Consider the following 22878-nt stretch of genomic DNA (forward strand, 5'->3'; position numbering starts at 1 on the left):
CGTGATGAAAAAGCTTTTCAAGAAAGTCGGTGAATTCTTGCGCAAGACCTGGGTCTGGACGCTGCTGCTGGTGCTGTTTGTCGCGCTGTTGGTGTGGTTCGCCGGGCCGCTGCTGGCGGTTGATGACTACAAGTTTTTGGAAGACTCGACCTCCCGCTTGCTGACCATCAGTGTGCTGTTCCTGTTCTGGGGCCTGACCATGGTCTTTGTCAGTTGGCGCGCGGGTGTTCGCAAAAAAGCCATAGAAGACACGGAGTACGGCCAGGATCGTATCCGCCGCGAAGAACAGATCGACGAAGACCAGAAAGAGTTAAGGACGCGTTTCAAAGACGCGCTGAAAACCCTGAAGACGTCGAGCCTGTATCGTGGTCGCAGCGAACGCTGGCGCAATGATTTGCCGTGGTACGTGCTGATTGGTCCGCAAGGCAGTGGAAAAACCAGCTTGCTGGACTTCTCGGGGCTTGAGTTTCCGATCAACAAGATTGATCGAAAACTGACCCGCGATACCCTCGGCACCCGTCACTGTGACTGGTATTTTGCCGATCACGGCGTGCTGATCGACACCGCTGGCCGTTACTTGACCCAGCCAGATGCCGACGTCGATGGCAGTGCCTGGAGCACGTTGCTCGACCTGCTGCGCAAGCGTCGCCGCAATCGTCCGCTGAACGGTGTACTGGTGACCATCCCGGTGGAAACCCTGTTGGGCGGCAGTGAACGGGAGCTTGAAACCCTGGCCCGCCAAGTGCGTGCGCGCTTGCAAGATGTGCATCAGAAATTGCACGTCGATGTGCCGATTTACCTTGTATTGAGCAAGGCTGATCGCCTGCTTGGTTTCGATGAGTTCTTCGACCAATTGACTCGCGAAGAAAGCGATCAGGTGCTCGGTACCAGTTTCCGCAAGGATCAGAGCGGCACTGATGTGACGGTGCTGCGCACTGAGTTCGAAGCGTTGCTGCATCGCCTCAACAGCCAGGTGATCATGCGCATGTACCAGGAGCGTGATACCCAGCGCCGTGGCCGCATCCTCGACTTCCCGCATCGACTGGGGAAAATCGGCGAGCGTCTGTGCCTGTTCGTCGATATGGCGTTCACCGGAAACCGCTACCAGCGTGTAAGCCAGTTGCGCGGTTTCTACTTGACCAGCGCACCGCATCTGACTGAGGAAATGGACGCAACCACCGCAGGTATCGGTGCCAACCTGGGCATGAACGCCGGCGTTTTGCCGACGCTGCGCAGTGGCCATTCGCGCTTCATCCACCATTTACTCAGTCGGGTAATTTTCCCTGAGGCCGATCTTGCAGGCCTGGACAAACGCGAACGCAGCCGCATCCACTGGGGCCAGCGTGCACTGTACGTGGGCGCACTGGCCGCACTGACGCTATTGGGCATGCTCTGGGCGGGCGGTTTCTCCGCGAACTACGAGCGCCTGGAAAGCCTGCGTAACCTGGCACAAACCTGGAGCCAACAGAGCTCGACCCTCACCACCCGTGATGACTCCATGGCGGTGCTCAAGACCCTCGACACCCGCTACGCGGCTACTCAGGTGTTCCCAAAAAAAGGCGATGTGGGTTACTACGAGCGTGGAGGTCTGTATCAAGGTGAAGACGTTAATCCGATGGTTAAGACTGCCTATGAACGTGAGCTTGAAGGACAGCTATTACCACGGGTCGCGACCCTGCTAGAAGGGCAGATTCGCGCCAATATGAAGGACCGCGAACGCCTGCTCAATAGCCTGCGTGCGTACCTGATGTTGAATATGAAGGATCGCCGCGACGGGCCATGGCTCAAGGACTGGGTTGCCACCGAATGGTCCCAGCGATACACCGGCAACACCACTGTGCAAAACGGCTTGAACAGCCACTTCGAGCGCTTGCTACAACAGCCGTTTATCTATCCGCTTAATGATCAGTTGGTGGCTCAGGCGCGTCAGGTTTTACGCAGTGAGTCCCTGGCTAACGTGGTATATCGGATGCTGCGCGAGCAGGCCCGTAACCTGCCGGAATACCGTTTGAGCCAACATCTTGGCCCACAGGGGCCGCTGTTTGTTGGCACCGATTACGTGATCCCGGGGTTCTACACCCAACAGGGCTATCAGCAGTATTTTTCGGTTAAGGGCTCGATGCTGGTTACCGATATCCTGAGTGACAACTGGGTACTGGGTGAAGGCTCGAGTATCAGTGGTATGGACTTACGTCGCCTGATGGTCGAACTCGAGCAGCTTTATTTTCGTGACTACGCCAACTACTGGGGTGAGGCGGTGGGCCGGATCGCGCTGCCGGCCATCAACGACTTTAGTGACGGCGCCGAGCAATTGGCGGGCCTGACATCTGCCAACTCGCCGATCCTGCAACTGCTAGTGGAAGTGCGTGAAAACACCCGATTCCCAGTGGTCGCTGACACGGTAGATGACGCCGCCGATGCGGCAGGGAAACTGGCAGATAAGGGCGGTAAGCTCGGAAAACTAGCGGTCACCGCGGCCGGCAAGGCGGCTGACACCTTGGTGAAAAAATTGCCGGACACCGCGAAGAAGTCCCTGCAAAGTCGCTTTGAGTCGCTGCACCGCTTGCTGGATGACAACAACGGCCCAACCGCTGACCTGATCCCGGCCCTGACCGCCCTCAATGACCTGCAAATGCAGATGGCCAGCCTGGCTCGTGCCAGTTCACCAGAGCAAGCCGCGTTCGAAATGGCCAAGACCCGTATGGGTGGCCAGCGTGATGCGCTGAGCAACTTGCGCAATGCGTCGGGCCGTCTGCCGCGCCCGGTGAGTGTGTGGTTCAACGTATTGGCTGAAGACACCTGGCGTCTGGTACTCAGCGATTCTTATCGATATCTGAATCAGCGCTATCAGAGTGAACTGTATAGCTTCTACGGCAAGGCGATCAGCAAGCGCTATCCGTTCAGCGCCCACAGCGCCAGCGACGTAGCGATCAGCGATTTCCGCGAGTTTTTCAAGGCCCGGGGGATTGTCGACCGCTTCTTCGACAGCTACCTGCGTCCGTTTGTCAGCGGTGATCCGGGTAACTACCGCATGCGCAGTGTCGATGGTCACAGTCTACCGATCTCCAAGGTCTACCTTGATCAGATGGCCGCCGCGCTCGTGATCCGCCAGAGCTTCTTCGCCGATAACCCAGCCGAACCTCAGGTGCAGTTCAAACTGGAGCCTTACACCCTCGACCCGGCTGTCAGCCGTTCCGAGTTCAAGTTTGGCGACAAGACCATCGAATACCGTCATGGCCCGATAGTACCGGTGTCGTTCAAATGGCCAACCGACGCTGAAGACGGGCGTACCAGCCTGGTGCTCGACAAAATGGTCGGCCGCCCGCTGGGTATCGAGAAGAACACCGGCCCTTGGTCGTTGTTCCGTCTGTTTGATTTGATGCAGACCGAATACCTGACCGGCCGTGACGTACTGGTGCTCAAGGCTGACGTAGGAGGCCTGCGCGCCAACTACTTGCTGACCAGCCAGCGCACGCCAAATCCGTTCGACATGGGCGTGCTGCGTACCTTCCGCATGCCGGTGCAGCTTTGACGCTGGTGGCCGGCCCCTGGCGCAGCGCAGCACGCACCGATGCCGGCAAGGTTCGGGCGCGCAACGAAGATGCTTTTCTGGACGCCCCACAGCAGGGGTTGTGGGTGGTTGCGGACGGCATGGGCGGTCATCAGCGGGGCGATATCGCCAGCCAGTTGATCGTCGCCAGCCTGGCGGAACTGCCAGTGCAGGATGATTTCGACGAACGACTCAAAGGCATTCGCCAGTGCCTGCACTGGCTCAACCGTCGTTTGGGTCAGGAGTTGACCGTCACCGCCGGGCGCCACGACAGCATCATAGGCAGCACCGTGGTGGCGTTGCTGGTGGAAGGCAATCGTGCGGCCTGTATCTGGGCCGGCGATAGCCGTTGCTACCTGTGGCGCGGCCAGCGTTTGTATCAGCTCTCCAAGGACCATTCACTGCAACAACAACTGATCGACGAACAGCAAATGAGCGTCGAACAGGCCAAGGCCCATCCTGCCGCATATGCCTTGACCCGAGCGGTCGGGGCTGCGGAGCAATTGACCCTGGATGTGCTGGAGCTTGAGATCTGTCCCGGCGATGCGTTCTTGCTCTGCAGCGATGGCCTGTACCAAGGACTCGGCAGCGATGCACTCGGCGACGCCTTGAGCCTGACCGCGCCGCAGGTTGCGCTGGATCGTTTGTTTAACGGCGCACTGCGTGGCTCGGCCCGAGACAACCTGACAGCTGTAGTGATCCGGCAATGACTGAACACATGCGACCGATCGACGACCTGCTGGAGAGCGAGGCGCAGGACAGCAACCTGACCTACTTTGCGTTCGCCAAGTCGTACAAGGCTGAAGCCGTGCTAGCGCCAACCAGGGCTACCATTGGTGAAATACCCGATGTGCTGGCAGGCCGTTACCGCATCGAGCGCTTGCTCGGTGCCGGTGGCATGGGCGCGGTTTACCGTGCACGAGACTTGCTGAGCGAACAGTTCGGCGAACCCGACCCTTACGTCGCGCTGAAAGTTCTCAGCGAAGAATTTTCCGAGTCGCCGGACGCCAGTGCGTTGCTCTACAACGAGTTCGCCCTGACCCGGCGCCTGCGGCACGACAACGTGCTGCGTTTGCACACTTTTGAGGTGGACACTGACTGCCAGCGTGCCTTCGTCACCATGGAGTTCATGCGTGGATTGACCCTGGATAACTTACTCTGCGAGCGCCCCCAAGGCCTGCCGTGGGAGGAATTACGCGACATCGTGCTGCCGCTGCTCGATGCACTGGCCTACTCCCATGCTCGCGGCGTGTTGCATGGTGATATGAAGCCAAGCAACGTGATGCTCAGCGAAGAAGGCGTTCGCCTGTTTGACTTCGGTCTCGGTCAAGCGGAGAAGGGCATCCTGCCCGGCCTGCCGCACTTGAGTCGCGAGCGCTTCAATGGCTGGACGCCGGGCTACGCCGCGCCAGAATTGCTCGACGGCCAAGCGCTGTCGGCCAGTGCCGACGTGTACGGCGTGGCTTGTGTGATCTACGAATTGGCGGAAGGCAAGCCCCCGTTCCGTCGTTTGCCCTCGACCCGGGCACGCAATGAGCATCTGGAGCGCGAGTTGCGTACACCTCAGAACTTACCGAAACACTGCTGGCCAGCCCTGCGAACGGCATTGGCTTTCGATGTGGCGGACCGAACGATCACTGCCAAACAATTGCGTGACGCTTTCGCTGTCACTTCGTCTTGGCTGCAACGCTTGACGCATTGGCGTAACGGATGACTACGTGATGCATTACTTCCTTGTCGAGCTTCGGTTTCCAGCTCATAACCCGAGCGTTCCGTCAGGTCTCGGTAGAACTCCAAGACTTCACGGGGCGATTCAAACCCCTGGCCCGCCTGACCCGACCGCGAAGCCTCCTGGCACAGCCTGCCAACGCATTGTAGGACCGAGCAACGATCTCAAACACACCACGCACCTCATCACGCCGAAACCACCACCCCACCCGCCAACGGCACCGCTCCCGCCACCTTGCACAGCTCCACTCCCGCCGCGGCAAAGCGGATGGCGCTGCGCATGTACATCACTCCGCTTGTGGTGCTGCACACCACCTGGGTCGTGCCGCTGATGGGGTCAATGATGTGGACCACCGGTTGCTCGCGCTCGATCCAGGCTCCCGGGCTGTGCAGGAACACCACCAGCCCGGCGCACGGGGCGCGTAGGGTCAGGGAGCCGTCGAAAGGGGTGACGGGCTGGAGCAGGGCGGGTAGCGGCGGCGCGGTGCCGGCGAGCAGGCCGCGGTGTTGCAGGAAGGCGTAGAGCGCGGCAGCGTCCTGGCTGGCCAGTGGGTGCTCGACTTGCGCTTCGCCCCGCAGCTCGACGGTGGCGGCGACGCAACCGGAGGGAATCGGGAAGCGGTTGGCGAACTGTTGCGCCAGGCGCCACCAGGGTTGGCCGCAGGCTTCGTCGAACGAGCCGGCACCGGTGCCGCTGGCCAGCAGGGTGGCCTGGGCACCAATGTAGCGGGCCAGGGGTTCGAGTTGGGCCTGATAAGGCGTTTCGCCGTACAGGTGGACCACCGCCTGGGCGTCGCAATGCAGGTCGAGGACGAAGTCGGCGTCGTGGGCCAGCAGCAATTGCGCCTGGCGCAGGGAGTCCAGCTCGCTGCCGGGCAACATCCCGTGCAAGGCCGCGGCCATGGCGCGGCGAATCAGCTGCAGGTTGTGTTGCGGATCGTCGTTGAGCTCATCACCAAGCTGCGCCTGGATCATCTGCGCCAGGTCCGGGTAACGCCGGTTGAAGTTCTCGCCACTGTTGAAGTCAAAACGGCCCATGGCATCGTGCATCAGCGTCTGTTCCAGGCCGATCGGGTTGGCGATCGGCACCAGCACGATTTCCCCGAGGATCTCGCCACGGGCCTCGGCCTCGTCCAGCAGCAAACGCAAATGATGCAGCGCGAGCATGCCGGGCAACTCGTCGGCGTGCAGGCTGGCTTGCAGGTACACCTTGCCGGCGCCCCCGGGCTGACCGTAATGCAGGCTGATCAGCTGGCGCTGGGTGCAGGGATTGCGGGTCAAGAGGGGCTGGTGCCGGACAAGCATGGGGTCTTCCTTATGGGGGCCGTCGCAGCATCTTTATGAAAATGCCCAACCCCCACAATCGAATAATTTGCCCATCACTGGTGAGCAATATGATCCTTTCGCCCCCTCATCGACGGTCGATCTGTTCAATTAAATTGGACAAAGACGCAAATTTATTTCGATTGATGTAATTGTTTTGTCACCAATACTAGAGCCCTCGAATCAGGCCGCGCATGCCTGACATAACCATAACAATACAGAGGTGCTCGCATGACCAGTTGTGCCCAGGCGCTCGTCCAGTTACTCGAAGGCTACGGCGTGGAGTCGGTGTTCGGCATTCCCGGCGTGCACACGGTCGAGCTGTATCGCGGATTGCACGGCAGTTCGCTGCGCCACATCAGCCCACGGCACGAACAGGGCGCCGGCTTCATGGCCGACGGTTATGCCCGCGCCAGCGGCAAGCCCGGGGTGTGCTTCATCATTACCGGCCCCGGCATGACCAACATCCTCACCGCCATGGGCCAGGCCTACGCCGACTCAGTGCCGATGCTGGTGATCTCCACCACCAGCCGTCGCGAACACCAGCGCCTGGGCCATGGCTATCTGCATGAAATGCCCGACCAGCGTGCCGTCGTCTCCGGGGTTTGCGCCTTCAGCCATACCCTGCAACGCCCGCAGGAATTGCCCGAAGTGCTGGCCCGTGCCTTTGCGCTGTTCAGTTGCGCGCGGCCACGGCCGGTGCATATCGAAATCCCTCTCGACGTGCTGGAGATGCCGGCCGATGGCCTCGACCTGCGCCCGCGCACCTTGCCGCAAGCCCCGGCCCCGGCCGCAGTGAATATCGACGCAGCGGTGCAACTGCTGGCCGCCGCGCGTAAGCCGTTGATCCTCGCGGGTGGCGGCGCCCGGCGTGCCGGCCCGTTGCTGCAAGCGCTGGCCGAGCGGCTGCAGGCCCCCGTGGCCCTGACCACCAATGCCCGTGGCCTGCTGGCGCCGGAGCATCCGTTGCTGCTCGATGGCGTGCAGTCGTCGGCCCATGGCCGGGCGCTGTTTGCCGAGGCGGATGTGGTCCTGGCGGTCGGCACCGAACTGGGCGAGACCGACTACGACTTCTTTGGCCTCGGGCCGCTGGTCTTGAATGCACCGCTGATTCGCCTCGACATCGACCCACTGCAGATTCTCGGCGCGGCCCGTGCCGATGTCGGTTTGCTGGGGGACGCCGGGCAAGGTCTGCAGGCGCTCTTGAGCGCCGTGCCCGAGCGCCCGGCCAGTGACTGGGCCGGCCTTGGCGTGGCGCGGGTCAATGCCGCCGAGCGTGCGAGCTGGAGCCCCAAGCAAAACGTCATGCAGCAGATGCTCGACACCCTGCGCGACAGCCTGCCGGCGCCGATTGTGGTCGGCGACTCGACCCAGCCGGTGTATCAGGGCGCGTTGGGCTACCGGGCGCCGCAAGCCAACAGCTGGTTCAACGCCGGCACCGGTTTCGGCACCTTGGGCTACGGCTTGCCGGCGGCGATCGGCGCCAAGCTGGCGATGCCCGAGCGCCCGGTACTGGCAGTGGTGGGGGATGGCGGGGTGCAGTTCTCCAGCGCCGAGTTGATCGCCGCGCGTGAGGCCGAGGCAGGGGTGATCGTGGTGCTGTGGAACAACCACTGCTACGCCGAGATCCGCGACTACATGACCGCCCGCGAGATCCCGCCACTGGGCGTCGACATCCTGCCGCCGGACTTCGCCGCGCTGGCCAAGTCCTGCCACGTCCAGCACCAGTCCGTTAGTAGCCGCGAGCAGTTGCGCGAAGCGCTGATCCGCCTGGCCGACACCCGCCAGCCGGTCCTGCTGGAACTGGACGCCGCAGCCTTCCTGTCTGCCTGAGCATCAATTCGCCGAATCTGTGGGAGAGAGCCGCATGGAATTGCAGAAAAGATTTGCCCGTAAATGGATCGACCAGCACCGCCAGCAGTTGTCCGATTGGCACCAGATCATCTGGCACTACGCGGAACCGGCGTTTCGCGAGTACAAGTCCTGCGCCTGGTATGTAGAGCTGCTGCGCAAGGAAGGCTTCACCGTGGAAGAGGGCAGTGGCGGCATGCCGACCGCCTTCTGCGCCACCTTCAGCAACGGCAATGGCCCGGTGTTGGCGACCTATGCCGAGTACGACGCGGTCCCTGGCAATTGCCAGGCCGCGACCACCCGCAAGATGCCGCGTGACGGCCTGTCGCGGTTTGCCCCCGGGCACACCGACCCGCATTCGGCACTCGGCATCAGTGCCCTGGGTGGGGTGCTGGCGGCCAAGGCGGCGATGCTCGAGTTTGGCATCCAGGGCACCATCCGCTTCTTCGGTGAGCCGGCAGAAAAGCTGCGCGCCTCCAAGCCGGTGCATGCCGCCAAGGGTTACTACGACAACCTGGATGCGGCCATCAGTTTCCACCCCACCTACATGCTGCCGCTGAACAACACCACCACTTGGGATACCCACTGCGGGATCGCCTACGCCTACATCTACAGCTTCACCTGCGAAGACCCGCAGAACTGGATCGCCGCCGACCGCTACAGCCCCATCCCGCAGAACCACCTGGCAGCCCGCGCGCCGGGGGCCAACGATGCGCTGATGCACTTCTACAACCTCAATGAAAGCCTGCGCCGTTCGACCCTGCCGTTCACTGGCCTGTGGAGCTACAACGAAGCCATCCTCACTGCCGGCCAGGCCACCGCCGACAACCTGCCGCCGCACCTGTCGCAGATCCAGTACCTGCTGCGTTGCGACTCGATCGAGCAGGCCGAAACCATTTCCTCGGTGATGGACAACAACGCTGCCGCCGCGGCGATGGCCACCGGTTGCCAATGGAAAAAGACCTGGGTGTGCAAGTCCCGTGGTGGCCTGGCCAACCATGTGCTGGCCCAGGCCACCTACGACAACCTAGCCGCCATCGGTGCGCCGCAATGGGGCCTGGAAGCCTGCGAGATCGCCCGCGACATCCAGCGCAACCTGGGCCTGGAACCGATGGCCGAACCCTTCCTGCCAGCCATCGAACAATTGATCGAGCCGCAGGAGTGCGAACGCCAGATGCGCCTGCAAATGCCGGCCTGGCAGAAGTACCTGACCTCCGACGACTACCCCGAATACACCTGGCATTGCCCGACCGTGCGCCTGCTCGTCGCGCGGCCGATGCTCTCTGCGCCCGCCGGTCATGTCTACCCGGACTGGGTCTCCAACGCCCTGGGCGGCATCCCGCAGACCATCGACCCGATGATCGACGTGGCGGCCAAAACCATCGCCAGCACCTTGCTCGACCTGTTTTGCAACGACGACCTGCTGGCGGCAGCCAAGGCCGAGTTCAACCAGCGCACCGGCGGTGGCATCGGTGGCGAGCATTGGCAGGCGCCCCTGTTGCCCGCCGACTTCCAGGCGCCGCACCGTTTCCGCTGGCCGGAGTACATCACCACCGTACGCGGTGAGGAGTGGTGGATTCCGGCGCGCGAGGACGAGTAATGCCCCGCAGCCCTGCGTACCGCAACCCCCCGTATTCGAGGAGCCAGACGTGCAAGCACTCACCAACGTGAACATCCCGCAGCCGGCAGCGGACACCTCGGTCGTCGCCATCGACGACCTGCACAAAAGCTACGCCGACCACCACGTCCTCAAGGGCATTTCGATGCGCGCCAAGGAGGGCGAGGTGGTCTCGCTGATCGGCTCCAGCGGCTCGGGCAAGAGCACGCTGCTGCGCTGCATCAACCTGCTGGAAATTCCCTGCAGCGGCAGCCTGCGTATCAATGGCGAAGAAGTACGCCTGAAGACTGGACGCCATGGGGTCGCGCAGGTCGCTGATCCGCGTCAGGTCGAGCGCCTGCGCACCCGTCTGAGCATGGTGTTCCAGAGCTTCAACCTGTGGCCGCACCGCACAGTGTTGGAGAACGTCATCGAAGCCCCGGTCTATGTGCTCGGTGAGGACCGCAAGGAAGCCACCGCCCACGCCGAGCAACTGCTGGAAAAAGTCGGCCTGATCGACAAGCGCAATGCCTACCCGGCGTTTCTGTCCGGCGGCCAGCAACAGCGCGTGGCCATTGCCCGGGCCTTGGCCATGCGCCCGCAAGTGATGCTGTTCGATGAGCCGACCTCGGCCCTCGACCCGGAGCTGGTAGGCGAAGTGTTGCGGGTGATCCAGGGCATCGCCGAGGAAGGCCGCACGATGATTCTGGTGACCCACGAAATGGCCTTTGCCCGGGATGTGTCGAGCAAGGTGATTTACCTGCACCAGGGCCGGGTCGAGGAAGAAGGTCCGCCCCAACAGGTACTGCTGGATCCGCGCAGCGAACGCTGCCGGCAATTTGTCATGGCCCAGGACAACCGCGGGTAATCGCGTCGGTTTTTTCAACCTCGATAACAACAACCTGAAAGAGGCACCCTGCATGAAAAAAACTCTGTTGGTTACCCTGCAAGCCTGCTTGCTGGCCGGCATCGCGAGCAGCGCGATGGCCGCGGACAAATTGGTGTTCGGCATCGCCCTGGAACCCTATCCGCCGTTCTCGTTCAAGAGCGGCAAGGGCGATTGGAGCGGCTTCGAGCCGGAGATGATCACCGCCGTCTGCGCCCGCATGCAGGCCGAATGCAGCCTCAATGAAATGTCCTGGGACGGTCTGATCCCGGCGCTCAAATCGCAGCAGGTCGACGTGGTGCTCAACTCCCTGTCGATCACCCCCGAGCGTCAACAGGTGATCGACTTCACCCAGCCGTACTTCTTCACCCGCGCCCTGTGGATCGGCGAGCGCAACCTGGAACTGGACCCGACCCCGGCCGGCCTCAAGGGCAAGATCATCGGCGTGCAGGGCTCCACCACCCACGCCGCCTTCGTCAAGAAGTACTACGCCGAGGACTCGACCATCCGTTACTACAACGACCAGGACGACCTCCTCGCCGACCTGCGCAGCGGACGTGTCGACATCATGCTGGCCGACCAATTGGTGGTCGAGCCGCTGCTCGAACTGCCAGACAACGCCATGCTCGCGAGCAAGGGCGTGGCTCCGCTCGACCCCTTGTTCGGTGACGGCGTGGGTGCGGGCGTGCGCAAGGGCAACGATGCCCTGCGTGAGCGTCTGAACGTGGCCCTGCAATCGCTGCGAACCGACGGCAGCTACGAAAAAATCCGTGAGCGCTATTTCAAGACCGACATCTCGGCCCTCGAGTAAGCCGGTACCTCAAGCAAACCCAGCGAAGGTGTGCTCATGACTGTTTCTGAAATTTCCCGGCTGTTTTTTGCCGACGGTTGGCTCCAGGCCCTGGCGCAGGGCATGGTGAAAACCCTGGGTATTTCCCTGGGCGCCTTTGTCCTGGGTCTGTCGATCGGCCTGATCGTGGCCATGGTCAAACTCAAGGGACCACGCTGGATGGTGGTCTGTGCCAATTGCTACACCACGCTGTACCGCGCAGTGCCGGAGCTGTTGCTGATCCTGCTGCTGTATTACGCCGGTGCCGACCTGATCAACCTGACGATGGCGGCGCTCGGTCAACCGAGTGTCGAGATCAACGGGTTCATGGCCGCCGTGGTGGTGCTGGGCATTGTGCAGGGCGCGTACTCGGGGGAGATCATCCGCGGGGCGATCGAATCGATTCCCCACGGCCAGATCGAAGCCGCGCGCTCCTATGGCATCAATCGCTTGATGCTGGTGCGCCGGGTAATCCTGCCGGGCATGCTGCCGTTCGCCATCGCCGGCCTGTCCAACCTGTGGCTGGTGCTGGTCAAGGAAAGCGCGCTGATCAGCGTAGTCGGCTACAGCGAACTGCTGACCGCCGGGCGCCAGGCTGCGGCCTCGACCAAACACTACTTGCTGTTTTACCTCGCGGTCGCGGCGTTCTATTACCTGATCACGCTGGTTTCCAGTTCGGTGTTCCGGCAGGTCGAAGTTCGCTTCGAACGCTGGATGCCACGGCACTCATAGGGAAGGGCAGGCATGGACTTTCAGTGGTTGAGCAGTTTTTACAACGAGTTGGTCAAGGGTGCAGGGCTGACCCTGCAGCTGTTGCTGATCTCGGGTTTCTTCGGGTTCCTGATGGCGGTTGGCGTGGCCCTGGGGCGCTTATCGAAGAACCGTTTCCTGGCCAACGGCCTGCGGTTCTACACCAGCGTCCTGCGTGGCACGCCCTTGCTGGTGCAGATCTACGTGCTTTACTACGGCGTGGGTAGCCTGTTCGCTACCTTCCCGTTGATTCGCGGCAGCATGTTCTGGCCGTATTTGCGTGAAGGTTTCTGGTACGTTGCGTTTGCCCTGACCCTGAGCGTTTCTGCGTATGTCGGCGAAGTGCTGCGCGGTGGCTTGCGCGCAGTACCGCGTGGCGAGCTGGAAGCGGGGCGGGCCTATGGCATGCGGCCCTGGCTGGTGCTGCGGCGAGTATGGATGCCGCGTGCCTTGCAGATGCTGCGCCCGACCCTGGCAGGGGAGAGCGTGATGCTGCTCAAGGCCACGGCGCTGGCTTCCACCGTTGCGGTCACCGACTTGCTCGGTGCGGCCAACCTGGTGCGTGCGCAAACGTTGCGAGTCTATGAGCCGCTGCTGGTGGTGGCGGTGATTTACATCATTCTGGCGATCTTGATCGAACAAGGCTTTGCCCGTATCGGCAAAACGCCCCAACGACAGGCCTGACTTCACGCTGTGTTGATACGTCGGCCCGAGGGCTCACAAGGAGTTTTTCATGAAATATTCGTCCATGGTCCAGCGCATCAGCGGTGAGACGGTCAGCGCCTGGGACATTCACTACGCCGCGTGTGATGCCCAGGCTCGGGGTGAAGATGCCATCGTCCTGAGTATCGGCGATCCAGACTTCGCCACCGCCGACGAGATCTGCGCGGCTGCGATCCAGGCCCTGAACGAAGGCGACACCCACTACTGCCACGTGATCGGCCGCCCGGCCCTGCGCGAGGCGATTGCCGCCAAGCAGACGGCCTTGCTCGGCCAGCCGGTGTCCGCCGCCAACGTGGCCCTGGTGGCTGGTGCGCAGAATGGTTTGTACGCCACTGCCATGTGCCTGTTCGAAACCGGCGATGAGGTGCTGGTGCCGGCGCCGATGTACCTGACCTACGAGGCCAGCATCCAGGCCAGCGGTGCCCGCCTGGTGCCGATTGCCCAACCGGCGGAAAACGATTTCCGCTTGACCCTGGCCGCCATCGAGGCGGTGGTGACCGACAAGACTCGCGGCATCGCCCTGGCCACGCCCAACAACCCCACCGGCAACGTCTACACCCGCGAGGAACTGGAAGCGGTGGCCCTGGTGGCCCAGCGGCACAACCTGTGGGTGATCAGTGACGAGGTCTACGGCCAGCTCACCTACGATCGTGCGCACCAGAGCGTGGCGACCCTGGAAGGCATGGGCGAACGCACCGTGGTGCTCAACAGCCTGTCCAAGTCCCATGCCATGACCGGTTGGCGGGTCGGCTGGGTGGTCGGGCCACAGGAACTGATCGGCCATCTGGATAACCTGCTGCTGTGCATGCTGTATGGCTTGCCGGGCTTCATCCAGGCCGCCGCGTTGAAGGCGCTGGAGCTGGATGAGCAGGTGGTCGGCCAGGCGCGCGAGTTGTATCGCCGTCGGCGTGATCTGGTGGTCGCCGGGTTGCGCAACGTGCCGCTGCTCAAGTGCAAGGTGCCCGAGGCCGGCATGTTCATGCTGGTGGATGTGCGGGATACCGGCCTGTCGAGCACCGACTTCGCCTGGCAGCTGTTCCGCGCCACGGGTGTCTCGGTACTCGATGCCAGCGCCTTTGGGGCCAGCACCGCCGGTTTCGTGCGGATCTCCTTCACCGTCTCCGATGCCGCGTTGAGCGACGCCTGTGGGCGTATCGCCGGCTTTATCGAAGGGCTTCAGGCGCGCAACTGACGGTAACGCCCGGCATCCGGCGACCTGCGTGAGCGGGTCGTCGGGTGTTGGCTCGCGGATGTTTGCCCACGGGTGTGCAATCAATCGTCGATGTCGATGGACGGCACTCCCCACGGCTTCCTAAACTGTCGCCAGTCTTGGGGACTGGGGGCGGTAGATGAATCGCAATGAACTGCGCAAGGCCGACATCAACCTGATGGTGGTGTTTGAAACGCTGATGCTCGAACGCAACGTGACACGCGCGGCGGAAAAGCTGTTTCTCGGCCAGCCCACAATCAGCTCGGCACTCAATCGCCTGCGCATCATGCTCAACGACCCGCTGTTTATCCGGGTCGGTCACCGCATGGAGCCTACGGCGCGGGCCGAGGAGCTGATCCAGCATCTGTCTCCGGCGCTCGACGCCTTGTCTTCGGCCCTGAGCCTGACCCGCGAGTTCGATCCCGCCAGCAGCACCATGACCTTTCGCATCGGCCTGTCCGATGACGTCGAGTTCGGCCTGCTGCCACCGTTGTTGCGCGCTTTGCGCCAGGAAGCGCCGCAGGTGGTGTTCGTGGTGCAGCATGTTGACTACTGGCGGATTCCCGACTTGCTGGCGTCAGGCGATATCACCGTCGGCATCAGCCAGACCCGTGGCCTGCCGGCCAATGCCAAGCGCAAGTTGTTGCGCCACATCCAGCCCAGCATCCTGCGCGCCGATGCCTCGGACACGCCGCTGACCCTCGACGAATACTGCGCCCGGCCCCATGTGCTGGTCTCGCACACCGCCAACGTCAGCGGCTTTGCCGATGAGTGGCTGGCCGAGATCGGCCGCACCCGCCAGGTGGTGTTATCGGTGCCGCAATACAGTGCCTTGCCGGCCTTGTTGGCGGGCACCGACTTGATCGCCAGCCTGCCGGACTACACCGCCGCAGCCATGGCTGCCTCGGGGCAATTGTTCAAGGAACCGTTCCCGTTCCACACCCCGACCCTGGACCTGTCCATGGTCTGGCTCAGCCATGTCGACACCGACCCGGCCGAGCGTTGGCTGCGCTCGCGCCTGGAAGCCTTCATGAGCGACCGCGGGGCGCCGCAGATCTAGGCCAATGTCGCAGAGGGCGGTAGGAGCGGTCTGTGCTATATGTAGGCACTTTGATGGTTAACCCAAGGAGCACTGCAATGCCTCACCTGCACATGGAATACACCGACAACCTGCCAGGGCTCAACGCGGACGTGGCGCTGCTGCGTTTCAACCACGCGCTGGCCGGTTCCGGGCAGTTTGCCGATGAGTTCGACATCAAGAGTCGGGCCATGCAGGTAGGCGCATTCCGTGTAGGTACCGGCATGGGCGAGCGGGGCTTCGTGGCGTTGCGGCTGGCGATACTCAGTGGCCGTTCACCGGCGATCAAGAAGCAATTGTCCGATAGCCTGCTGGCGGTCCTGCAGGACTTGTGCGAATGGCCGGCCGGGGTCGAGGTGCAACTGTCCGTCGAAGTCCTGGACATTGACCGCGAGTCCTACACCAAGACCGCCATCGGTCGCTGAGACCCGCCGCACCCTTCAATCCAGCGGTTGCGCGACACAGGCCTCGATCACCTGCTCGCGCAGCCAGGTGTTGGCGCTGTCCAGGTCGCTGGCCTCGCTCCACAGCATGTCCAGGCTGAACCTCGGCAGACCCTGGGGCGCCTCGTAATGGCTGAACCCGGGTTCGCTGGCCAGCAACTGCTGGATACGCCGCGGCATGGCCAGCAGGTAATCGGTGCCGACAATCAACTTCAGCGCCGCACTGTAGCTGTTGGCGCGGGCGACAACCTGCCGTTTGTGGGCCTGCTGAGCAAGCCAACCATCGACCATGTTGGTGCTGGACGTCCAGGGCGTGGGAAATACATGCCGGCGCTGGGCGAAATCCTGCAGGCTGAAGCGCGGCGTAGGGTGCGGGGCGTGCTGGTCGACCACGCACACCAGGTCATCGGTGAGCAAAACCTGGGACTTGAAGTCACTGTGGTGCTGATGAAAATTAGGGCCGAAGCCGATCACCAGATCGATGCGGCCGTCGCGCAGTTCTTCGGCGGGAATCTCACTTTCGAGTTTGTGCACATTGATGGTCACCGGCAGGTCGACCTGGGAGAAGCGTCGCAGCAGGCGCGGCAGGACCAACTGTTCGAAGTACTCCGGGGCGCAGAGGTTGAAGGTCACGGCCCGCCGAGTCGGGTCGAACGCCTGGACCCCGGCATGGCACAGGTTGATGCTCTCGATGATCTGCAGCACATGGGGGTACATGCTGCTGGCCCTGTCCGTCGCCCGCATGCCGGTCCGGGTGTTGATGAACAACTCGTCCTCGAAACTGGTGCGCAATTTCTTCAGGCAATAACTCACGGTGGACTGGCTGACGCACAAGGCGTCGGATACGCCGCTGACATTGCACTGTTCATACACCGCGATGAACACCATCAGGTCCTGCATATCGAGCTTGCGCAGCAAGTTACTGTTGAGCATCCATAACGTCCGTTCAGCGGCGTGTGCAGGTTGCGCACACGCCTGGACCAGGGATGCTAACGGAAGGCGCGGCTCAGGACCATGCGCCGCAGACTCGGCTGCTCAGTCGATGTGTCTGGCGTAGTGGCGTGGGTCGAAGCGCAGGACCATCAGCATCATCACCAGCACCACCGCGGTCAGGGCCCACCAGGCCCATTCGAAACTGCCTAGTTGATCGCGGATCATCCCGGCAATCAGCGGCGAAACCCCGGCAATCAGGTAGCCGATGCCTTGCACGAAGGCCGTCAGGCCACCGGCGCGCTGCGGGTGGTCGAGGTGGTCCAGCGAGACGATCAGGCTCATTGGAAACAGCCCGCCGATGCCCAGCCCCAACAGGCACGGCCAGAGCAGGCTCAGGGACTCGGGGCTGAGGATCAGCCCGCAGAAACCGGCGACGATCAGGCCCAGCAACACCATCAGTACCAGGCGTTTGTCGCGGCTGCGGTTGGCCAGGGCCGGGGTCAACAGGCCGGAGATCACTTCCATGGCGGTGAGAAACCCCAGCACCAGGCCGGCACTCTGTTCACTCCAGCCTTTCTCCACGTAGTAGGGCGCCAGCCATGCCAGCACGCAGGTGTAGGACGCCGTGCCCAGGCCAAAGAAGATGGCCAGCAACCAGGCGCGGGGATTGCCGACAAAGGACGTGTTGTTGACGGTTGGGTTGGCCTGGGGAGCGATGGCCGAACGTTGGGCGTACCAGAACAGCAAGGCGACAACCGCCAGTGCCGCCCAGATCGCCAGGCCGATGCGCCAACTGCCGGTGTTGATCATCACCAGGGGCGCGAATGAGGCGGCAATGGCTGCGCCGGCCATGATCGAGGTGACATACAGGCCCATGAACAGCGAGACGTTATCGCTGAACCGGGATTTGATCAGGGCCGGCAGCAGTGCCTGGATCAGGGCGATGCCGATGCCGGCCAGGACGGCGCTGAAGATCAGTTCGGCGGCCGAGTCGAGGAATAACCGGGAGGCGGTGGCCAGGCCGATGATCAGCAGCGACAGGACCACGGTGCGGTGTTCGCCCAGGTGGCGGCTGATGCGCATGCCGAAGAACATCGCCAGCCCCATGGCCATGACCGGCAGCATGGTGAGCAGGGCGGCGAGGCTGAAGCTCAGGGGGATGTCGCTGCGGATGCCGGTCAGTAGCGGGCCGATGGCGGCCATGGACGGGCGTAGGTTCAGGGCGACGAGAACGACGGCTAGCATCAGCCAGATCGCGGGGCGGGAGGTGGCGCGTACGGTTTGCATAATCGGACCTTGGGGGGCTAGGGCTGGATTAGGCGGGTTGGGGGTAGGTGGCGGCAAATCAGAAAGTCTGCGGGGGGATTTAGAAATTAAATTTGTTGGGGGTGGGGGCCGGCCTGTTTTTTCTGGGGGAAGCGCATTTCTCTGTGGGAGCGGGCTTGCCCGCGATGGCGATCTGAGCCACACCACAGATCTCAGCAATACCCCAATCTCCCGTAGCAGCTGTCGAGCCTGCGAGGCTGCGTTCGAGGACGCAGTCCTCGCAGGATTGCAGTGAGGAAATGTTTAGCAAGTCTGCACCCAAGGTTCTTGATCTGTGGATTTAACGACTAACTGTCCCGTGTGACGCTGTTCGCCCTCTATGTTCTGTGGTTTACCCTATGGACGGTTGCTCGATCGACACTCACCCCGCAGCGGTGCCTGGCGCTAGTGCGTCATGCCGTCAGCCTCGGCGTCGATTCTTGCCCGCCAGTGCATTGAACCTGTCTGCCCTGCCTTCGGAACTGGCCTTTTGGGCGCTATGGCATTGCCGCCATGCGCGCCCACCGGATGTGCGTATTTCCCGTTGAATCACTTCAACGGCCCCGGTGTTGCGCCGGGGCCTGACTGGCGGTGCCTGTGCGCCTGCCTGACCCGGATATACGAGCGTTCCCATGAGTGTTGCCACGAGCCCCTTTGCCTCCCTGCAAGAAGCCAACGATTTTCTGCAAGCCAACCCGGATATCGAGATGTTCGAGCTGTTCATCGTCGATAACAACGGCGTGCCCCGGGGCAAGTTGTTGCACCGCGATGAATTGTTGGCGGTCTACCAGAGCGGACGGCCACTGCCCAGCACCATCCTGGGCCTGACCATCAATGGCGACGACGTGGAAAACTCCGGGCTGGTCTGGGAGGTCGGCGACATCGATTGCCGCGCCTACCCGGTCAGCGGCAGTTTGCAGCGCATGCCATGGCGGCAGATTCCGACGGCGGCGGTGCAGGTCAGCATGCACCCGCAAGAAGGCATGCCGGCGACCGTGGCCGATCCTCGGCATTTGCTGGCCAAGGTGATCGATGGGCTCAAGGCCGATGGTTATTACCCGGTGATGGCCGCGGAGCTGGAGTTCTACCTGCTCGATCAGCAGCGTGACAGCCAGGGTCGCCCGCAACCGGCGCGGGACGTCGACGGTGGGCGGCCGCGCTCGACCCAGGTCTACGGTTTGCGTGAACTGGAGCAGATCGAGCCGTTTCTCGCCGACCTCTATGCCGCCTGCAAGCTGCAGGGGATTCCGGCGCGCACGGCGATTTCCGAATACGCTCCGGGCCAGGTCGAAATCACCCTCGAGCACCGCGAAGATGCCCTGCAGGCCATGGACGAGGCGGTGCGCTACAAGCGCCTGGTCAAGGGCGTGGCCCACAAGCATGGGATGAGTGCCTGTTTCATGGCCAAGCCGTTCGATGACCTGGCCGGTACCGGCATGCACATGCACGTCAGCATCGCCGACAAGGACGGCAACAACCTGTTTGCCAGCGACGCCCCCGATGGCACGCCGCTGCTGCGCCAGGCGGTCGGTGGCATGCTCAGCACCTTGCTCGACTCCTTGCTGTTGTTCTGCCCCAACGCCAACTCCTATCGCCGTTTCCAGACCAACAGCTACGCGCCGCTGGCCGCCACCTGGGGCGTCGACAACCGCACCGTGAGCCTGCGGGTGCCCGGCGGGCCGGCGTTTTCGCGGCATATCGAGCACCGCATCTGCGGCGCCGATGCCAACCCCTATCTCGCCGCTGCGGCGATCCTGGCCGGCATTCATCGCGGCATTCGCGAGCAGCGCGACCCGGGAGCGCCGGTCGAGGGCAACGGTTACGCCCAGGCCAAGGAATTGCTGCCCACGGACTGGCTGACCACCCTGCGTGCACTGGAAAGTTCGGCCTGGGCCCGGGATGCGTTTGGTGCGCCTTTCCTTGGGGTCTACCTGGCAGTCAAGCGTGCCGAGTACCGCCAGTTCATGGGCGAAGTCGGCGAGCAGGACTGGCGCTGGTACTTGCATCAGGCGTGAGATAGGAATAGTTAACAAACAGGACGCCAATAAATAGCGGTTAACCCACTATTTATTGGCGTCTTTTTCACGAAATATTGATGCAAGGCTGCTTAAAGTTTGTGCCGTGGTCAGGAAAGAATAGTTCGTTCTTTGTTGGCGGCACCTACTTCAGGAACAAGCAGACCTCCCATGTTTAAAATAAAAGCCGCGCGCCCGGAATGGGTGACGTTGATTGCCAGTGCGTTTCTATTGGCTGGCTACAACGCTGTCCTCTGGCAACACCTGTTCGACATTACCGCCAGCGATGTCCGAGGCATCGGCATGCGGGTGGCGTTCGGCGTCATGATTCTCTGTGCGTTCAACCTGATCCTGACCCTGCTGGCCTTCCGTCCAGTGTTCAAGCCAGTGCTGACTCTGATGTTCATGGCCAGTGCCGGCGTGGCGTATTTCATGAGTCAGTACGGCGTGCTGGTCGATGCCGGGATGTTGCGTAACTTTGCCGAGACCAATGCCAGCGAAGTTCGTGACTTATTGTCGATAAAGTTGCTGGCGTACAACTTGTTATTGGGTGTGCTGCCGTCATTTATCCTGTGGAAAACCCCGATTAGTTATCGTCGCTGGCACCGTGAGTTGCTCAGTAAAGTGTTGGTCGCCGGCGCCTCGGCCGTGGTCATCGGTGGCGTGGCACTGGTTAACTATCAAGGGTTGTCTTCGTTGTTTCGCAATCACCACGAGTTGCGCTTGATGGTAGTGCCGAGCAATTACATCGGCGCTTCCATCGGTTATTTGCGCGAGCAAGTGAAGTCTGCGCAGCAACCGTTCGTCAAACTCGGCGAAGACGCCCAGCGCAATCCGACCTGGCAGACCCACGGGCGCAAATCGCTGACCGTACTGGTGGTGGGCGAAAGTGCCCGCGCCGAGAACTTCGGGATTCTTGGCTACGGGCGTGACACCACGCCGAAACTGGACCAGGAAGCGGGGCTGATCGCCTTTACCGACGTGCACTCCTGCGGCACGGAAACCGCGGTCTCGGTGCCCTGCATGTTCTCCAACATGGGGCGCAAGGACTATGACGCCAGCAAGGCGAAGAATGAGGAAGGCCTGCTGGATGTGCTCAAACATGCGGGGCTGGACGTAATCTGGCGGGACAACCAGTCGGGTTGCAAGGGCACCTGCGACCGGGTGACCCTGGAAGATGTCAGCAACTTCAAGGACCCGGTGCTCTGCGCCAACAGTGAATGCCGCGATGAAATCCTGCTGCAGGGCCTGCAGCACTTCATCGACACCCTGGACAAGGACACCGTGCTGGTCCTGCACCAGATGGGCAGCCACGGTCCCGAGTACTTCAAGCGCTATCCCAAGGAGTACGAGCGTTTCACCCCCGTGTGCGAGAGCAACGCGCTGAACAATTGCAGTCGGGAAAGCATCGTTAATGGCTACGACAACACTCTGGTCTACACCGACCATGTGCTGTCGACGCTGATCGACCTGTTGCGCAACAACCAGGAAAAAGTTGACACGGCCATGTTGTACCTGTCGGACCACGGCGAATCCCTGGGCGAGTACAACCTGTACCTGCATGGCACGCCCTACATGCTCGCCCCCGACCAGCAGAAGCATGTCGCGATGCTCGCCTGGTTCTCCGACAGTTATCAGAAGGCGTTCTCGGTCGACACCCACTGCTTGCAACTGAGCCGGGAAAAGCCCCTGAGCCAGGACAACCTGTTTCATTCGATGCTGGGGCTGCTGGAGGTCAACAGCAAGGTCTACAACCCCGACCTGGACCTGTTCGCCGGCTGCCGAGGTGCCGTGGTCGACGGCGTCCTGGCCAAGGATTGAACGCCAGCCACCTTATCTCTACGCCAGCCCCCAGGCTGGCCCCAGCAGACACCTTATAAGAGTCGCCCTCATGTCCGCCCATCCGCCATCTTCCATCGAGCGCGAATCTGCTGAGCGCCATGGCCAGCAGCACGCCTGTGCCTGCGTCGAGCCCCAACCACCGAGCTGGCGCCAGCGTTTGGCGCAGTGGCGCCGCGAGCAGTTACTGCGCAATGCGCTCAACGAAGCAGGGGAGCCTGGCCTGGTGCTGGATGTGGCCTGTGGCGTCGGACGGTACTGGCCGGTATTGGGGGAGCACGGCAACCGGGTGATCCTGGCGGCCGACCCCTCCCCGGACACGCTCAAGCATGCCCGTACGCACCACTCGACGAGCCTGCTGACACGCATCCGGACCTTGCAGAGTTCGGCCTTCTCCATCGGCCTGTCGGCCAATGCGGTGGATTGCATCGTCTGTTCGACGTTGTTCCAGCACCTGGCGTGCGCCGAACACCGCATGGCCTTGCTCCAGGAGTTCCAGCGGGTGAGCCGGGACACTTTGATTGTGGTGGTGCGGCTGGCGGGTCGCTGCAATTGGGTCGCCGGCCTGGCGACGCAGGTGGCGCCCGGGGTCGGAAAAAACCAGTTGGAGGCCGAGTTCAAGGCGGCCGGCTTCAAGATCCTCATGCACCAGGATGTGTTGCCGGGCATTGCTGCGACCCGGGTGTACGTCCTGCGCAAACTCAGCCAGGACTGATCCGGCGAGCGCTTGAGCGCGTGCCGTAGATCATTTCGCCTACGCTCTTGCTCAGTGGATGCGCGGAAATCGCCGGGGGCGATATATACTGCGCGCCATTCTT

Annotated in this window: 18 protein-coding genes and 1 pseudogene; 15 read left to right on the plus strand and 4 right to left on the minus strand. The window is 62.3% G+C overall.

What is annotated here, in order from left to right:
* Positions 1–4: 4 nt before the first annotated feature.
* From tssM to PspS04_RS06665, 3 genes are read left to right on the plus strand one after another with little or no spacing between them, the layout of a single operon-like run.
* Complete coding sequence (gene tssM, locus PspS04_RS06655; RefSeq protein ID WP_162530193.1) at positions 5–3532, plus strand: type VI secretion system membrane subunit TssM; 3528 nt, start codon at positions 5–7, stop codon at positions 3530–3532.
* Positions 3533–3534: 2 nt separating this feature from the next.
* Positions 3535–4260, plus strand: a complete 726-nt coding sequence (locus PspS04_RS06660) for a PP2C family protein-serine/threonine phosphatase (RefSeq protein ID WP_159998746.1) — start codon at positions 3535–3537, stop codon at positions 4258–4260.
* On the plus strand, positions 4257–5264 hold the full coding sequence (locus PspS04_RS06665; protein ID WP_162530194.1) for a serine/threonine-protein kinase: 1008 nt from the start codon (positions 4257–4259) through the stop codon (positions 5262–5264). The genes PspS04_RS06660 and PspS04_RS06665 overlap by 4 nt, the downstream gene beginning before the upstream one ends.
* Before the next feature lie 32 nt (positions 5265–5296).
* Here PspS04_RS06665 and PspS04_RS28045 read toward each other — a convergent pair.
* Positions 5297–5359, minus strand: a pseudogene (locus PspS04_RS28045) (DUF932 domain-containing protein); the annotation flags it as partial.
* Between the two features lie 105 nt (positions 5360–5464).
* On the minus strand, positions 5465–6583 hold the full coding sequence (locus PspS04_RS06670; RefSeq protein WP_159994267.1) for a succinylglutamate desuccinylase/aspartoacylase family protein: 1119 nt from the start codon (positions 6581–6583) through the stop codon (positions 5465–5467).
* A gap of 249 nt (positions 6584–6832) precedes the next feature.
* On the opposite strand from PspS04_RS06670, the gene PspS04_RS06675 reads away from it, so the two are divergent.
* From PspS04_RS06675 to PspS04_RS06715, 9 genes are all read left to right on the plus strand, one after another.
* Entirely contained in the window at positions 6833–8434 is a 1602-nt protein-coding gene (locus PspS04_RS06675; RefSeq protein WP_159994269.1) for a 5-guanidino-2-oxopentanoate decarboxylase, read from the plus strand.
* A gap of 34 nt (positions 8435–8468) precedes the next feature.
* Entirely contained in the window at positions 8469–10052 is a 1584-nt protein-coding gene (locus PspS04_RS06680; protein ID WP_159994271.1) for an amidohydrolase, read from the plus strand.
* A 49-nt stretch (positions 10053–10101) separates the two neighbouring features.
* A complete protein-coding gene (locus tag PspS04_RS06685) occupies positions 10102–10917 on the plus strand; it encodes an ABC transporter ATP-binding protein (RefSeq protein ID WP_269467580.1) in 816 nt (271 codons plus the stop codon).
* 52 nt (positions 10918–10969) lie between these two features.
* The gene (locus PspS04_RS06690; protein WP_095171712.1) at positions 10970–11746 is read left to right on the plus strand and encodes a transporter substrate-binding domain-containing protein; all 777 of its coding nucleotides are present in this window, start codon (positions 10970–10972) and stop codon (positions 11744–11746) included.
* Positions 11747–11782: 36 nt separating this feature from the next.
* Positions 11783–12496 (plus strand): ABC transporter permease, encoded by a 714-nt coding sequence (locus PspS04_RS06695; RefSeq protein ID WP_159994273.1) that lies wholly within the window; start codon positions 11783–11785, stop codon positions 12494–12496.
* 12 nt (positions 12497–12508) lie between these two features.
* Entirely contained in the window at positions 12509–13198 is a 690-nt protein-coding gene (locus tag PspS04_RS06700) for an ABC transporter permease (protein ID WP_095171708.1), read from the plus strand.
* Between the two features lie 49 nt (positions 13199–13247).
* Complete coding sequence (locus PspS04_RS06705; RefSeq protein ID WP_095171706.1) at positions 13248–14429, plus strand: pyridoxal phosphate-dependent aminotransferase; 1182 nt, start codon at positions 13248–13250, stop codon at positions 14427–14429.
* Between the two features lie 157 nt (positions 14430–14586).
* Complete coding sequence (locus tag PspS04_RS06710; protein ID WP_159994274.1) at positions 14587–15507, plus strand: LysR substrate-binding domain-containing protein; 921 nt, start codon at positions 14587–14589, stop codon at positions 15505–15507.
* Between the two features lie 77 nt (positions 15508–15584).
* Entirely contained in the window at positions 15585–15950 is a 366-nt protein-coding gene (locus PspS04_RS06715) for a 5-carboxymethyl-2-hydroxymuconate Delta-isomerase (RefSeq protein WP_095171702.1), read from the plus strand.
* 15 nt (positions 15951–15965) lie between these two features.
* Here the strand turns inward: PspS04_RS06715 and PspS04_RS06720 are convergent, their stop codons facing one another.
* On the minus strand, positions 15966–16901 hold the full coding sequence (locus tag PspS04_RS06720) for a LysR family transcriptional regulator (protein ID WP_159994276.1): 936 nt from the start codon (positions 16899–16901) through the stop codon (positions 15966–15968).
* Positions 16902–17003: 102 nt separating this feature from the next.
* Positions 17004–18188 carry a cyanate transporter gene (locus PspS04_RS06725; protein WP_159994278.1) on the minus strand — a complete coding sequence of 395 codons (1185 nt, stop codon included), beginning with the start codon at positions 18186–18188 and terminating at the stop codon, positions 17004–17006.
* A 650-nt stretch (positions 18189–18838) separates the two neighbouring features.
* Between PspS04_RS06725 and PspS04_RS06730 the strand changes: the two genes are divergently transcribed.
* The 3 genes from PspS04_RS06730 (at position 18839) to PspS04_RS06740 (ending at position 22775) form a co-directional block, all read left to right on the plus strand.
* On the plus strand, positions 18839–20221 hold the full coding sequence (locus tag PspS04_RS06730) for a glutamine synthetase family protein (protein WP_095171643.1): 1383 nt from the start codon (positions 18839–18841) through the stop codon (positions 20219–20221).
* Between the two features lie 171 nt (positions 20222–20392).
* A complete protein-coding gene (locus PspS04_RS06735; RefSeq protein WP_159994280.1) occupies positions 20393–22042 on the plus strand; it encodes a phosphoethanolamine transferase in 1650 nt (549 codons plus the stop codon).
* A gap of 70 nt (positions 22043–22112) precedes the next feature.
* Entirely contained in the window at positions 22113–22775 is a 663-nt protein-coding gene (locus tag PspS04_RS06740; RefSeq protein WP_095171647.1) for a class I SAM-dependent methyltransferase, read from the plus strand.
* Positions 22776–22878 lie beyond the last annotated feature (103 nt).

Source organism: Pseudomonas sp. S04 (genome assembly GCF_009834545.1).
GTDB lineage: Bacteria > Pseudomonadota > Gammaproteobacteria > Pseudomonadales > Pseudomonadaceae > Aquipseudomonas.